The organism is Flavobacterium johnsoniae UW101, from assembly GCF_000016645.1.
Classification (GTDB): domain Bacteria; phylum Bacteroidota; class Bacteroidia; order Flavobacteriales; family Flavobacteriaceae; genus Flavobacterium; species Flavobacterium johnsoniae.
This window is the reverse complement of record NC_009441.1, coordinates 2,426,332-2,442,965: the sequence shown is the minus strand read 5'-3', so window position 1 is coordinate 2,442,965 and position 16,634 is coordinate 2,426,332. Positions and strand designations below refer to the sequence as shown.

Here is a 16,634-nt window from a genome sequence, read left to right as displayed (position 1 = left end):
GAAAAAAGAACGTGTCAACAAAATATAAAGCAACAACAACTGAGGAAGCATATTTTATAACTGTAACTGCTTTAGGATGGATAGATATATTTACAAGACTAAATCAGAAAAACATCTTAATAAATGCTTTTAAAGTATTGCCAGGAAAATAAAGGTTTAGAAATTTATGCCTATTGTATTATGAGCAGCCATATTCATTTGCTCTGCAAAGGAACACATGGTTTTATATTATCTGATATTATTAGAGATTTTAAAAAATTTACATCAAAAAAAAATACAAACTATAATAGATGAACCTGAAAGCAGAAGAGAATGAATGTTAGAATATTTTCAAAAGTCATGTGAACATTTAAAAAAGAACCAGACTTATAAAGTATGGCAAAATGGCTATCACGCAGAACATATTTACAGCAATAAATTTATTAAGCAAAAAATAGATTACATCTATAACAATCCTGTAAAAGATAAGATTGTCAGCTCGGCTGAAGATTATTATTTTAGTTCGGCAAGGAATTATTCAGGCTTAGAGAATGATTTAGATGTTGTTTTGTTAGATCTGTTTTGAAAAAAATCTATTGCGTTCTAGAAAACATCAACAACAATTGATTTTTTTTGATTTGCATTGTTTCCAATCTTTGCGGGCACGGATTGCAAATCCGCGCAATCGGGTTGTCTTTTTTTAAGTAGAGATATTAAAATGATTATTTCAAACTAATTAAAATATTATGCAATTAAAACAACCAAATAAAACTAGAATTAATTTTCAAGACATTCAATGGGGTGAATTGGATTATGATGGTTCTAGTAAAGTACTTTTTAACAACAAGTTATTCTCTGGATACGTTGTCTATGACAGATATGATAATAACAATATTATGAATGAGATTGAATACAAAAATGGAAGTCATCTCGGATGGGAAAATGAATACAACATTCAGGGACAACTTACTTACTCTTGTTTAACTGTTGGGGAAACACCTTTGGAAGTATATAAATATGATGATAATGGAGTCCTAACAAATCATTGGAAAACAGTAGGAGATGCTTATTATCAAGAAATGGCAAGAAAATATAACTTAGATTAAAGAACCCCGATCGCGCAGATTTATCTCAGCAACGATACCCGATCGCGCAGATCTATCTCGGCAACGATAGCACCCGATCGCGCAGATTTAGCCCCCGCTGGCGCGAGCGTCTCGCTCGTGAACGCAAAGTTGTCCTATCCTAAAATAGATTTACAAAAAATAAAAAACAGCTCAAAGACCAAAAATCTTTTGAGTTGTTTTTAAATCAAAAGAGAAAACCAAATCTCTTAAACTCCAAAAATTACATTTTAAAAACTCTGGAAACTTAAAATTATAAATTTCCCTACTCTACTATTGGCTATACCTAAAGCCAATACAAACCTTATTTCTTTGTTTTACAGCTCTGTAAAATAAAACCTTATTGTGACGCCACTAACACAATTTTTAAGCATTCAGATTACTTGCAATCATCCAAAATCAACAACTGTTTGTAAGTAGCAAATATATCTGAATGAATTACGGTAATCCCCTATAAGCCCGATTAAAAGCCTGTAAATTATTTTAAAACCCGTAATAATTAATTAAAAATGAGTACAAATCACAACAGAATTAAAGTAGCAGATTTAGAAACAAATCAGCCCAACAAAATTTTAAAAACGAATCAGAATGGTGAAATAGAATTTAGCGATGCAAACAATCTCCAAACCGAAAATTATAATGCTCTTGACTGCACAACCGAAGGTAAAACACTCGATGCAAGACAAGGAAAAATCTTAAAGGAGATGATTGACAATAAACCTAGTGGAGTATCTAGTGTTACCGGTACCGGCGTTAATAATACCGATCCAAAAAACCCTGTTATACAGGCAGCTTCTGCAACTCAGGCTGGTGTTATTAATACAACTTCTTTACAAGAACTAGGAGGTGTAGATAAATTTATAAATGGAGTTAGGATTGGAAGAGGATCTGGGAATTTCTCGAACAACACAGCTTTAGGAGGTAACAGTCTAACTAGTAATAATTTTGGCAGTTTTAATACAGCTGTCGGATATAGTACCTTATCTCTTAACACCGGAGGCAGTAAAAATACTGCTATTGGCTGTAGTTCCCTATATTTCAATACAGGGAGTAATAATACCGCAATAGGTTATAATTCTCTAATTGGTAACAAAACAGGAAGTTTTAATTTAGGGATAGGGAGCGAAACTTTATCAGTCAATTCAAGCGGTAATGATAATGTTGCATTAGGAAACTATACTTTAAATAGAAATACTGAGGGTAATCTTAATATTGCAATTGGGAAATATGCTGGCGGAAGCATTACAACTGGCAATAGTAATACCTTTATTACAAGTGGCAATTCAGCTATTAATATTACTTCTGGAAGTAATAATACAATAATTGGGAACTATACTTCTGGATTTAATTCAAACGATTCTAATTTAGTAGTTTTAGGAGATGGTACGGGTAATACAGCTATTAGAAAAGAAGCAGACAACAGGTTATTGGCTCCTACATTATCCCAATCTTTAATCTTAAATGGTGGATCTAAAAGTCTTATTAATAAAGAATTCGCAGATAACATGGGTGCTGTTGTAAACACTACGACAACTGCCTTAACAAGTGCTTATCTGTCATCAAATTACTACAATGCATTATTAGGCTTTAGAGTTCACTGTAACAACATTGCAACTGGAGGATTAATATATGAGAAAACTTCAAACGGATGGATACAATACTCAACAACTCTAGTGGCTTAGAAATTAAATTTAGGCGAATCATCAGCAAGTATAATAAAAAAATTTTCTAAACATTTATAGATTGCTTATTCCTTTTACATAGCAAGTTAGCACTCTTGAAAACCATAGTAGCAACTCAAAGTATCTTAAGTTTGAGTTGCTGCTAAACCAAACTACAAATTTTATTATCCTTTTTAGATTCTAGTTTATACAAAAACAACTGTTTAATCTTGCTCTAATCTAGATCCTATTTTTGTACATTTTTCAAAAACAAAAACATTCCAAATCTCTAAGAGATATCTTTTCTTAAAGTTCATTTAAATTCAATCTTTAAAAACTTCCCATCCACTCTCTTTACAACTCTGTAAAGTCCCAGAACATCCATGTTAAACCGCTAAGCAGCTCTTTTTTAAGCTCCATTTTTAGGCTCATCTTTACACTATCAAAAGAAGAAAAGAGAATAGAAACCTCTTAAAACAAAGTCTTTTAAAAAGTCACTAAGCAGATAAATTGCTAAAAACTGCTTAGAAAAATCTCTAAAAAACTATGCACTTACCCCTCAACTATTGGTTCGCTGTAATTACAATTTAATCATTCAGAATACGAACACAATTAAAGTCAAAAACAAATTAAAATATGCCAACTAATCCAATTCCTGCGGTACCGATTCCTACACCGAGATATTATCCTCGATTATCGGAGATAATTACTGTAGACGATCTACCAGAATTTTTATCGTTTGTTGAAAATGGTTTAAATGCCATCTTTGATAAAATTCATTATAAAAACTTACAATATTCTAAAGGATACCGTGGTGATTCGGCTTTTTACAGCCTTGATATTGTTACCAGCGAAAGACTGGCTCTTCCATTGCCATTTGGTTTAGGTCTCGTACTTAATCCAGATCCTGATGGAGATTCTACGATTTCTTCATTCCCTATTACTTTAGAATATCAATGGGAAATTTTAGCTTTCCTAAAAACTTTCAGTTCCAGTAATTTCTCCTTTTCAGTAAAAGATTTTTATTCAGTAGGCTTACAGGTTTTTCGTATCAGCGAAGAACAAGTTGTGGCACACATGCTCAACATTTTTGTTGAAGCTCAAGAAGGAAAAACAAAATATGAAACGCTTTTAGAAGATGTTAACGACCTTTTAAATTTTCCAGAAGAACAAAAATTAGAGTTTCCTGCTGGTATTGAGCAATCTATCAGCAGTATAATGGCACTTATTAAAACTAATACAGCCATTACCGAAACAATTCCGTTATTGTTATTTGCCACTTACATTTTAAATGAAGACTTAAGTACAACGAAACAAAAACTGCAGGAATTCTATAATATCATTGCACCAGATGGTATCGAAGCTCACATTAAAAGAATCATTACTCCAAAAGCTAAAGCAACTTTAGCTTTAAGTGCCGGTATTGAATTTCCGCAAAATATATTAAAACCGACTAATGAAGACGGTTCTCCTTATAAAGATCCAAGTGCTAAATCAATGTTTTTATTTGGCAAAGCACAATTATATGCCGATACCGAAGCCGGAATTGGCTATCAATTAGAATTAGGAGGAAGTTTAAGTCCTTCTACATTTGCGATGATTGGTAATACTGGATTAATTCTTCAGTTAGACACTTTAAAAGTCGATTTAAGCAAAAAGACCAATATCCCTGAAGCAGATGCTGACGGGCGTCCTAATGATTTCGTTGGTGTTTATGCCCGTGCCGTTTCGGTTACACTGCCTTCAAGATGGTTTCATGATCCCTTAAAAGGTTCTGAAAATGAAAACAAAACACTAAGAATTGGTGCTTCAGATTTATTAGTGGGTTCTGGCGGTATTTCCGGAAATATTTACCTGGAGACTGTTCGAGGTATGGGTACTACATTTAATTATTTTAACGATAAATTCAATTTCAATTATCCAATCGCCATGTTCGATAGAGGCGAAGATGGTGTTGTATATAAAGAAGAAATCGCTGATTATGAATCTTTACTTAACTTTTTACAAGAATTAAGCAGTCAGGGAAAACTGTATGCTTTTGATTATCCTTTATCGTTAACAACACTTTCTAATTTAGCTTCTACCACTATTAAGTCTTCAACTACTTATACTTTTAGTAATGCTAAAGAATATCAAAGTTTTTTATCCGAATTAAATGCAGATAATACTCTTTGGAGAACTATTGGTTCTCCGGAAAAAGGTTTTAAAATTGGTTTCAACAAATTTGATATCTCATTTAAACAAAACAAAGTAATAGGTTCTAATATTAAAGGAAAATTATTATTTGAAAAACTTAAAATAGTTCGACCAAATGAACCTGAAAGACCTTTTAGTACTATTCTTGAAGGGCATTTATACGATGACGGCGATTTTAATCTTACTGCTTCTTTTCCTAAAGAAACAGCTCCTCGTGCCAATTTATTTAAGCTTGTTGATTTTGAATTTTACAGTTTTGAACTAGGTAAAGAAAATAAAGATTACTACATTGGAACTTCATGTTATGTTTCGTTTCCTAGTGTTGTCATGCAGAGACTAATGAAGGGACAAGGAATTAACATTGAAAAACTTCGAATTTACAGTGATGGAAGCATTGAGGTTGAAGGAGGTTCTATTCCAATTCCTATCAATTTTTCATTAGAGCTTGGCCCGGTTAAAATGTCGGTTACAAACGTAAATTTTGGTTCTACCCAAATTAACGGTCGTAAATATAATTTCTTTGGTTTTGATGGTGCCATCAGTATCAATCCACTTGGAGTAGATGCTCGTGGTGAAGGGGTTAAATATTATTTCTGTACCGAAGATGGTTATGAAGATTCATTTATCAGAATTCAAACTATCGAAGTTGATTTAATCATTCCGGGAACTGCTACAGAAGCATCAGCAATGGCTATTATTAACGGTATGATTTCACTTCCTGAACCTGGAAAATCTCAAGAATTTAAAGGTCAGGTTTCTTTAAAACTGCCTAAAGCAAAAATTGCCGGTGGTGTTGCCATGCGTTTTATGCCTAAGTATCCTGCATTTTTAGTCGATGCTTATATTGAACTACCTACACCTATCCCGTTAGGATTTCTTGCTATTTCTGCCTTCAGAGGCTTGTTAGGATATAGATATGTAGCGACCAAAGAAGCCGCAGGATTAAATAAAGATAATTCTTGGTATGAGTTCTACAAACATCCAAAACCTGGAATTAACATCAATAAATTCAGCGGCCCGCCAGACTCTATGCAGTATAAATCGCCATTCTCTATTGGGGCCGGAGCTACTTTTGGAACCATTGCCGATGGCGGACATGTATTGTCTTTAAGAGCAATGCTGCTGTTGTCTCTTCCTACTCTGTTTTATATCGAAGCAGGATTAAATGTTATTGCCGGAAGATTAGGTCTTATTGAAGATGACCCAAGCAATCCTCCTTTCTTTGCTATGGTGGCATTTGGAGATGATTCGTTAGAGCTGGCTGCCGGAGCAGATTTTAGTATTCCTAAAGACGGTGGAGAAATCTTTCAGCTTCATGCTTTACTAGAAGCAGGATTCTTCTTTAAAAATCAGAAACCTTGGTATGTAAATATTGGTTCCAGAAAAGACCCAATTATGGCCAGAATCCTGACTTTATTTTCTGCAAAAGCCTTTATTATGCTTTCGGCACAGGGAATTGAGGCTGGTGCCAGATTAGATTTTAAACTCGAAAAGAGCTTTGGTCCGGCTAAAGTAAAATTATGGGCTTATTTAGAACTGGGAGGAAAAATTTCGTTCAAACGTCCACAAATGGGTGGTTACATTACTGCCGGCGGAGGTATTCAAATTAAACTTTGGATTATCAATGTTGAAATTGTTTTAGATACTATTTTCTCTATCGAATCTTTTAAACCATTCCTGATTTATGCAAAACTGGAATTAAGTGTTCGTGTAAAAATTGCTTTTGTAAGAGTTCGTAAAAACTTTGTAGTAGAGCTTCAATGGGATATTAACCGAATTGTTGATCGTACACCGTACAGTCCGCTTCCTAAAGGAACTTTTGGAGACGAACAGGACAACCGAACATTAGAAAATGTTAAAGGGGTTCATATGCTTACCAATGAGGCGTTTGCTCTGGATTATTTTAAATCGCCAGATGATAATAATTACGATCCAGCCAAATTCTACAACGGAATGCCAAAAGCAGACCTAATTACAAATGTAATTCCATTAGATACGTATATCGATATTAAAATGGCAAAAGGTTTACTGCCAGATCCATCATTATCTAAAAAAATTGGAGGTTACACCGGAGATGCTAAAAATTACACGGATATGATGCCGCCAATTGAAAAGATTGCCGGAAGACCAATTCGCCAGGTTAAACATAAATACGAGATTAAGTCAATTAATTTAAAATCATGGAATGGTTCTGAGTGGAAAAATTATCATCCGTTTGAAGCAGTTGTAGAAAATACCCCTGAAGCTCGCAGCCTGGTTACAAATTTACCATGGGCACAATGGCAGAAAGCAATTGACCAATATGACAGTATTCGCGTTCTGGCAACAAATCCTTTTTCATTTTTAAGTTCTGGAGAGCCAGGATGGCATGTACCGGAACAATTCGGAATTACCCCTTCTAAATTGTTCTGTGTCTCTGATAAAATTAAAAAAGAACATACTGATTTCCTTAATAAACAAATTGGGCAGCGCTATTATGTTCCAACCCAATATGAAGCAGATAAAATCAGCGGATTGTTTTTTAAATTAATCGGAGAAACTCCAGAAATTACAGGAAAAAATAAAGTTGAAGGTGGAGATTTTATGAGTATTACGGGAGAGAGAAATCCTCATAAATTTTTTAAATCATTAGCATTCAAGAACTATAATGAATTAGAAATCATTTTCCCTCAATCGGCAATTGAGCCAGCATTTAAGCTTACAACACAGGCAAAAGAAGTAAAAATAAAAGCTTATACATCAGTTATCAAAAATGAAGGTGACAAATTCACTACTTACGAAATTGTAAATATAAGAAAAACAAATAATGGCCCTGTTTCTACAGAATTAACATATACAAAAGCCGAATTATTAAAAGAAATAACTCTGTATAATGAAGAAATTGATCCAAGCTTAAAAACCAAAATCGACAAAATTGTTATTACACCAATTGCAGCAAATGCAGAAAGTATTAAGGCAATTAGAAATGAAATCGCAGTATTATTTAACGATACTTATACAAGTGCAAATGGAGACTTTGTAATGTCTGGTCCTAGTGATCCTGAAAAATATGATTTGTTAATTACAAAATTAAACGAATTAAAAGCTAATGCCGGAAATGATAATATTCAGGAAGAAACGCCAAATGCATTGACTTTTACTCATTTTTATGGATACAAAGGAAAAGATTTATATGCTTTTGATAAAGTGATCAAATACAACGATACTTACATTATCTCTTTCCATCCAAAGGCTGATACGACTGTACTTCTGCAAGTGAACTCAAAAGGAGATATTTTGAGAGAACGTTTATTAAACGGAATCGTCACTTCTATGCAGGTTGTAAATGATAATCTATTACTAACTCAGGCTTTAAATGCTAATCAATGTAAGGGAATAGGAAAAGCTGTTATTGATCTTGATCTAATTGTAGGCTGCGAGTCTCCAATTAATGCAATGGCTATTATTGAACTTGATGATCAATTGAATTTAAGTACTGGTGTTCAGTATCTAAATAGTTATTCTTTAGGCTTTAACAAAGTATTGTCTTTGGCTAATAATGAGTTGTTTTGGGTTAATACATTAGAAAATGAAACTCAAATTAATTGGATTAACGGAATTAATCGTGCCCTTATTCAGCGTGTAAAAGTAATTGGAACAACAATTAAAGTTCTTCAGCATAGTGATACTGAGTTTAGTTTGATTACAAAGGACAAAAAAATTATTCGTCTTACTCTTGATACACATACAAAAACAATTTCTGTAACCGATACAAAAGTACTTTCTGATACATCTGTATATGAAATTATTGATGCTGGTATTACAGTTGGAAAAACTTTGATAACTGTTCAACTTTCGGACGGAAAATTTGGTTTAGCCCAAATTAACGGAAATTCATTAGACATTGTAAAACATAATATCATTTTCGATTCGGCAATTTACTTATCTAACAAAACTTTAGCCGACAACTCGATTATTGCTTATAATAAAGATTATTTATTTGTTTTCAGTTCAACATTAGAACTCATCAGATTAATTAAAAGAGGGAATACAGTAGAAAATGCGTCTATTATTCATATTCAAAATGAACCTTCTGATAACGAAATTTTAATGCTTTCATCTAAACCAAATGAAAAGGGAGTTTATTTCTCATTGTTTAATAATCAATTTGATAATTGTTCTTTATCTGCTGCAGAAAATGTTACATTGACTTCATCTGTCTCAATATTAACAACTGAAACGACAAGTCATACATCACTTTCTTTAACTGATAAAGTGAATTATAACAGAGGAACTAAAAATTCTAAATTAATTACGGTTAATGATACAATTTGTTCAAATGGATATGCTGAAGAAGATCCGGAATTAGATTATACAACCAGTATTCAAAGTGTTGAATGGTTAAGTAAAGAAAGCTATTTCCACAATACAACAATTCCTCAAATTGAAGCTGTACAAGAAGATCGAAAAGCTATGGAAACTGCAGTGCAAAGTACTGTTCAGCCAATTTGGAGACCTAATACAACGTACTGTTTAAATTTTACTTTAACTGATACTGTAGATGACAAAAAAACAACCGATTTTAATTATTTCTATGGATTTAAAACATTAGGACCTGTAGGTCACTACCCTGTTCCAGATCCTATTTCGGAACCAGTATTGCCGGGTGAAATACCTCAAGCAAAGAATGAGCTGACAGATTTATCAAAATCACCATTGACTTCATTAAGACAATATCTAGATTACAACCGTTCTTATCCAAATGCTGATGGAAGCTTATTACAATCTAAACCTGTTTTTTATGGAAATGAACAGTGTAAAATTTCAATGTTTTTTACAAGCCCTTATGTTTATCATATGTTTAAAGGCTGGTCAAGTTATGGAACACATGATGAAATAAATGGATCATTGAATCTTATTATAAAAGATCCTCTTAACGATACATTAATTCCTTATCCTCTTCCAGAAGAAGGAACTGTAACCTATCCAAGAGCAGAAAAAAAACCAGAATGGGTAAGTGATAACGATCCAAGAGTTCCATTAGGTGTTCAATTGGTAAATAATTTCATCAATGCTCAACCTGACATGAAGTGCGGTAAATTACTGGGAGATCCTTTACAACCAAAATCTTTTGGGTACGAAGTGCAATTAACCGATTTACAACCTTCTAAATTATACACTGTTTTAGCTAATAATTATTTTGATGCTAACCAAAACAAAAAAGTAGATGAAAAAGAAAATGTATTAGTACACCAATACGGATTCCAGACTTCCCGATATAAAAGTTTTGAAGAACAAATTCAAAGTTACAATACTGATGAAGCCACAGGTCGTAAAGCATTATTTGAGATAAATGTAAATATTAATCAGGAACAAATTGATGCTTTATACCACTTGACAGCCTCAAAAACTGAAGCAAATGAATTAAGTGATTCAATAGCATTAAAATATCAGCATTCATTCGATCGTGCAATTGAGGGAGTTTTAAAACTGTCTCCTCTAGATCCTGCTCAAAATACTGAAGTAAATAAAATTATTGACAGTAATACAGGTAAAATCACAGCACTTTTAATTCGTAATCCTGAGCCATTTAATATTCCTAAAATACCATTAAAAGAAATTCAGAATACTGTTTCTGTTGTAGATATCACTCGTGATGCAGCCGAAAATAAAGTCTATACTAAAAAAGACAAGTATCAAGTACTGCATTCAAAAGATTATTCACAAGTATTGATAATGCATGATGATAAATTCATTCAGGATAGCAGTCTGAATATTTTATTTGACTACAGAATGTGGAATAATAACGAAACAGCTGTAAATGAAACAAGATTATTGACTTCATCTATTGACAAGCAAGACATACAGATACAACTATATCCAGAATCAGAAAATACAAATCTTTAAAAAACAATAAAAAATGAGTTCTATAAATCTTCAGGAAAGCCAACTCTCAGGCTGTGAAAAATATATAGCAATCGTTGTTGATGAATCGGGTTCGATAAACACCAATGAGGCACAGCAAATTAGAGATGGGCTGACTTCATTTATCAATTCTCAGGCTCAAAGCAACATTACACTTTCATTAATCGGAATGTCTGACAGCGATACAGCTGTCAGAACCGATAATGTTATTCAGAAAAAAATTGCCGGTAACAAACAAGATTTTTTAAACTGGATTAATCTATATGGCAATGGTAAAGTTACTATCCAATCTGATTATTGGGCTTCTGGATTAAATACAGCCAAGAATCTATCTGTTACACCTGATATTGTTTTTGTTGTAACGGATGGTATACAGGTAAATAATTCTCAATTTTTAAAAGATTTATTTACTGATTTAAATCTAAAATCACAGATTTTCGTTTATGGTGTTACAAGTACTGGCGAGAACATTCAGGAATTAACAATACCATTAAATACTTTCTTAGACAGAGCCCCAAAATTAAAAGAGAATAGAGTTTCTGCTTTAGATTCCGATTATCTTAGAGTTTCTGATTTCAGCACTTTAGGAAAGGAATTAAATCAGCTTATTATTGATATGTCAACTGCTCAGGTTGGCTGTATCTCAAACGTAAGTATTGTTGGAAACAAAATAGTTTATCCTGTTTTAAAGAAAGGTATAAAAATAAGCCAGCAAGCCGGTACTTTAGTACTTAGAAACAAAAGCAGGGTTTCCCTCAACTTAAGTGCAGGAACAAAAATACATCGTGCCGGAAGTTTAAATGGTTTAAGTCTTAAACTTCAAAATGATATTACAATTCCTGGTTCATCACAAATTGAAGCTGCAATTAGAATTGAAGGAAAACCATTGGCCCTTGGAAATTTTTCTACTCCTATTATTTTAAACAATGTTAAAAATCCTTTCGGATTTAGTATTTCTTTTAATGTCGGGAAAGAATCATCTTTTATTGATATTACCTCAGGAAAAACAAATCTGCAGTCTACCTATCTGCAAATTGCAGCTTCAGGTTCCAGAGGAGTTGACAGTACAAAAGGAATTCATCTTCGTTGGATGCTTGCAGGTAAATTAGGTGAAAAACATCTTCCAAAAGGAGATTTATATACTGGTGAAAAATTAAATTTTAACAAACCAGATGACTTTGTAAAAGTCTACCGAGCTCCTTATACAAAGAAAACTTATCATTTAGATTTAAACCAGCCGCCAAACGTTGTTGACAATCAAAAGGGTTTATGGATTTATAAAACAACTAATCCGCAAAGATCAATTTATGTTTCATTTGAAAACAAAACAAAATATAAAGCAATTAAAGCTGCTGTAGATCCATTAGTAAACCCAGCTGTTTTTATGCTTGGATATGGAAACAACTTAATTGAAATTGAAAATAAAACTGAATTGTTTTTTGCTGCTGAATTAAATTTTTCGTCATCAAGTGTTTCAAGTAATGTAAAGCTGGAAACTTTATCTGTTGCAGAAAATACTATTATTGCTCCTAAGAGAGTCACTAATAGAAAAACTTATTCTTCAACACAGTTAAATAACGTTCGTTTAATAGCAGAAAACGGAAGAAGCATTCGATTTAAAGCGAATAGCTGTCGTTTAAACTCTATAGATTTTGAGTTCTATTCTGATTTTATTACCCATGCAAATGTTAATGGAGATTGGGATTTAAAAGGAAAATATGGCTTAAGCAATAATGATATTAAAGTTTTTGAACAATTAGAACCAAAATTAAATGCTGTTCACGGAAAATGGTTAAAATATAATGATGGTGAATATGTAAATATTGCCAATTATAAAGAAAAATGGAACAGACCAACTGTTCCAAGTGATAAAAGTGACAAAAATATTAAGTCAATTGTCGAAAGATATATTGAGTTAAGTAAAGATCCAAATGATCCAACTGCATTAGAATCTATCAACTTTGGAGATCTGGATGCTGATATGAATCCGGAACAGGGAGAAGAACAAAACAATGCATCTCAAATATCTAATCTTGACTTATTAAATATTGCTGCAAACGATTATCATATTGCACGTATGCTTGGTTTGGGATGTATTGATATTGATGACGAAATCTTTTCCGGAGACTATATTTATTTAACTGAATATACCACTTTTGGTGATTTGGATAGTACAGGATCACGCGAAGTACAGCATCTTTCTATGAGTATTCCAACCTCTATAGTTACAGAGCGTTTTTCTCTGCCTGTTCAATTGAATAAAATCATTCCCGGTTTAAACGCAGGTTCTGATGAAAATCAAAATACTCAAATTACAGATCCAAACGGATATAGTTTTGATGGAAAGAAAAGATATGTGAGTTTATTTATGGAGGATGTAATGGATTATGATATTACATCTGGTAATGTTAATGATTTTTTTAAATCTTCATTAGAATATGATGGAAGTACATTCACATTCCCTATTTACTTAGGTGTCGATTTTAAAATTGAAGGCGAAACAAACTGGAGAAAACCAGAACTATCACATGATATTGAATATCGCAATATTAATAAAAATCTGGAAAATTCAGATTATGAACCTGTTCCAATTATTATTCCCGAATCTGGAAAGTCAATTTTAAATATCCGTCAGGAAGAAGTTGGTAAAAAAACCTATATCTATCAGGGGTATGGTATTAATATTTTCTCAAGAGCATCAGCAGGGAGACAAATAAGTATTGAATCAGATATTAAACCGGCAGATAATTTAATGCCTCCAACTGGTATTAACACATTGTTAATTACAGAAGAAAATCCATTAATGTTTACATCTCAAACGGAACAAGAACGTCTTGGAAAAATTATAAGAGAAGATAAAACATTAATTAGAATCTTGTTTGACTATTATTCGGTTCAGGAATTATCAAGCTATACCGTTCCTTCAGAAATGTCTGCTCAAGAAGCGAAAATAAATACAAACAGTATTTTTCCAGATACTGAAGAAATATTTGCAGATCATTTTAAACTGTACTATAAAGACGGGCTTCCTGAGGTCGAGTATGGTGAAATTGAAAGCATCAATAATGCTAACGAACTTACCTCTATTATTAAAATAAGAGAGTATAAAATTCTTAGCAGCGGTGAAGAAGTTAAAGTAACATTAACTGAAAACAATAAGACAAGATTTACTGGAGGGATTCTAACAGTGGGGGATCAAAATTATGTGATTCAGAATATTAATGTTTTCATAAAACCAAAACAAAACCCTCAAGATCCTGATGAATTTGATTATGCCAACATAACAGTCCTTAAAAAAGAAGTAAGTGACAGAACTCATTCTGATGGAGATGCAACAATTGATTCTGACCAAATTAAAGGCATCGAAATGCCTGAGAGTAAATTATGTACTCTGGTTCAAAACATGTTAACAGACTCTAACTGGCATAAACCGGAAATTGGTTTTAAAGTTGAATATCCGGAAAGTTTAAATACTGTTCATCGTGAGGTAATTCAGCCGGATAGCGAAAACACAAAAGATTTACAGCTGGAAAAAACCAGAGGAATATGGAAACCTGCAGTAATTGAAAGATTGCTGGAGGATGCATACAAAATGGATCAAAATGGAAAGTACGAATTAAATGAAGATGAAAAACCGGTCAAATTAGATGATAAAAAACACTTAGGTTTATATAAAATTACTTTCTCTGGTTTTAATTTACCTCAGCATCCTCAGTTTAAATCAGAAAACGAAAACTCGGTAGAATGGTCTAATGGTATTGTTCGTTTATTTACAAAAAGTTCTGTTAAACAAGGAATTTCTCTTCCTGTAAAAACCAGAAAAGAGTTCAAAGTAGTTCGAACTGAAAACATTGGCACAACAGGAGACTTAATTTTATATGTAAACGATACCGATTTCAAATTAGGAGATTATATAAATCAAGTAATGGATGAAAAACACGATGAGATCATTGTAGGAGATCAAGAAGTTAATTATTATCCTAGTTATAAAGTATATCTGTATAAAGATGTGGCTTCTGGAATTACTAAAGAAAATATTCAGCCAAGGGCAAATGAAAGTACCCGCTACTCTATTTTCGGAATTAGTTCACGCGCTGTTCGACCAAATATCAATTACAAATCAAAGATTAGTATCCCTAGTCCGATGTATGCGGTTAAAATCGAAAAAGCTGAGAAACCTGAAATTACACAAGGGTATAATCTATATGCCACAAGACCTGATTTTTACAATCGTTCGACCTTTACTTTTACAACTCAATATAAAAAAGGACGTAAACCTTATGGCGCATTACACTATAGAGCCAATGAACAAGATTTTCTAAATCTTTTGTATAAAACACCGACTATCAACACAATTCGCGAAGAACTAAATAAACTCGGAGGGAATGAAGAACCTGATTTTGACCAAAGATGGAAAAACTTTTTAAACTTTAATTACCTTGAAACTAATAGCCATTACAAAACCTTTCCTGAAAATGGATCTGGGCCAAACTATAGATTTCCATTACCAGATAATGAAGATTTTATAAAACTAATTAATGATTTTATAGAATGGCACAATCAGGCACAAACTAATGAAGAATTTAAAGAGGCTAAAATTACTTCGTTAACAGCACTTAATAAAGTAATAATCTCAAAAGGGGTTGAAAAACCTGTATTAGCTGCCTATTTCATTGAAGAAGCGATAAAATCAGCTTATGTTCCGTTAACAGAAGTGCCAGTGGTTTATGAATACATTAAAGACAAAAATTATGTTCCAACCAATAAAAAGCAGACTATTAAAGACAAAAATGGTCATGCCTTAAAGCCAACTGATCCAGATTTCGATATTGCGCCAATGATGAAGATCGTTAATGAAGAGGAAAACATAACGCAGTTTACCGATTTTAATTTGGATGGAAATTCGCAAAGTATTTATTTCTATGCGGTTCGCGAAATGGATATTAAGATGAATTTCAGTGAACTTAGTGATCCTTTAGGGCCTGTAAAACTAGTCGCTTCAAATCCACCTCAAACACCTGAAATTAAAAGAATTATGCCAATTTTTGAAAATCAGGTTTTAGGAATTAAACCTTCTATTCAGTTTGAAATAAATGCCTATCAGCCGGAATATAAAATTGGAAAAATCAATATTTATCGTGCCTCTTCAATGCTGGATGCACAATCAATACGAACAATGACACTGGCTAAAGAAATTTTAATCGATGAAGATACTTTATCGAATGAATTTGAGAATGTTTGGACAGTTTATGATGAATTTGATGATTTAGAATTTGTTCCATTTGGTGACGGTCTTTTTTACCGAATTACGACCTCACGAAAAATCGAATATGCAGACCCTGGTTCGACTAAAGAAAATCCTATTATTAATATTGATTATGCTCCTTCGAAGCCTTCAAAAATTACTGCTACTGTAATTGCTGATACTATTTCGCCGGAATCACCAGAATTAAAAGCATCTGGAAGTACAACTGGGGCTAATGGAGAAATTTTAAAACCAGTTATTTTTAATTGGAACAAAACGGTTCATAATGGTAAATATCATTTATACAAAATGACTCGTGCAGGAAATTGGGAAAAAATTCATGAAGCAGCTTCTAACCTAAATGATATTACTCTTCCTCTTGAAAGTATAGAATCTTATACAGATGAATTAATTATCAAAAACGAAGATGGTCAAAGAATTTATCATCATTTCAAAGTAATTTCTGAAAACTCTTCAGGCATGTACAGCAGTGAAGAAAAAATCTTAACTCTTTAAAACTATTAA

The 16,634-nt window shown here is 32.7% G+C and carries 4 protein-coding genes and 1 pseudogene; all 5 read left to right on the top strand.

Going from position 1 to position 16,634, the window contains the following annotated elements; translation table 11 throughout:
• Window positions 1-11: 11 nt before the first annotated feature.
• The 5 genes and pseudogenes from FJOH_RS26530 to FJOH_RS10715 all read left to right on the top strand — a co-directional run bounded on the left by FJOH_RS26530 (window position 12) and on the right by FJOH_RS10715 (window position 16,625).
• Window positions 12-565: pseudogene (locus FJOH_RS26530) on the top strand (REP-associated tyrosine transposase).
• A 160-nt stretch (window positions 566-725) separates the two neighbouring features.
• On the top strand, window positions 726-1,085 hold the full coding sequence (locus FJOH_RS10730; protein WP_012024132.1) for a hypothetical protein: 360 nt from the start codon (window positions 726-728) through the stop codon (window positions 1,083-1,085).
• A gap of 527 nt (window positions 1,086-1,612) precedes the next feature.
• Window positions 1,613-2,785, top strand: a complete 1,173-nt coding sequence (locus tag FJOH_RS10725) for a hypothetical protein (protein ID WP_012024131.1) — start codon at window positions 1,613-1,615, stop codon at window positions 2,783-2,785.
• Window positions 2,786-3,400: 615 nt separating this feature from the next.
• A complete protein-coding gene (locus tag FJOH_RS10720) occupies window positions 3,401-10,846 on the top strand; it encodes a hypothetical protein (RefSeq protein ID WP_012024130.1) in 7,446 nt (2,481 codons plus the stop codon).
• Window positions 10,847-10,859: 13 nt separating this feature from the next.
• Complete coding sequence (locus FJOH_RS10715) at window positions 10,860-16,625, top strand: vWA domain-containing protein (RefSeq protein ID WP_012024129.1); 5,766 nt, start codon at window positions 10,860-10,862, stop codon at window positions 16,623-16,625.
• The last annotated feature ends 9 nt before the right edge of the window (window positions 16,626-16,634 follow it).

Excerpts from the sequence above, each read along its gene's own strand:
- FJOH_RS10730 (WP_012024132.1), top strand. The coding sequence starts at position 726 with ATGCAATTAAAACAACCAAATAAAACTAGAATTAATTTTCAAGACATT.
- FJOH_RS10725 (WP_012024131.1), top strand. The coding sequence starts at position 1,613 with ATGAGTACAAATCACAACAGAATTAAAGTAGCAGATTTAGAAACAAAT.
- FJOH_RS10720 (WP_012024130.1), top strand. The coding sequence starts at position 3,401 with ATGCCAACTAATCCAATTCCTGCGGTACCGATTCCTACACCGAGATAT.
- FJOH_RS10715 (WP_012024129.1), top strand. The coding sequence starts at position 10,860 with ATGAGTTCTATAAATCTTCAGGAAAGCCAACTCTCAGGCTGTGAAAAA.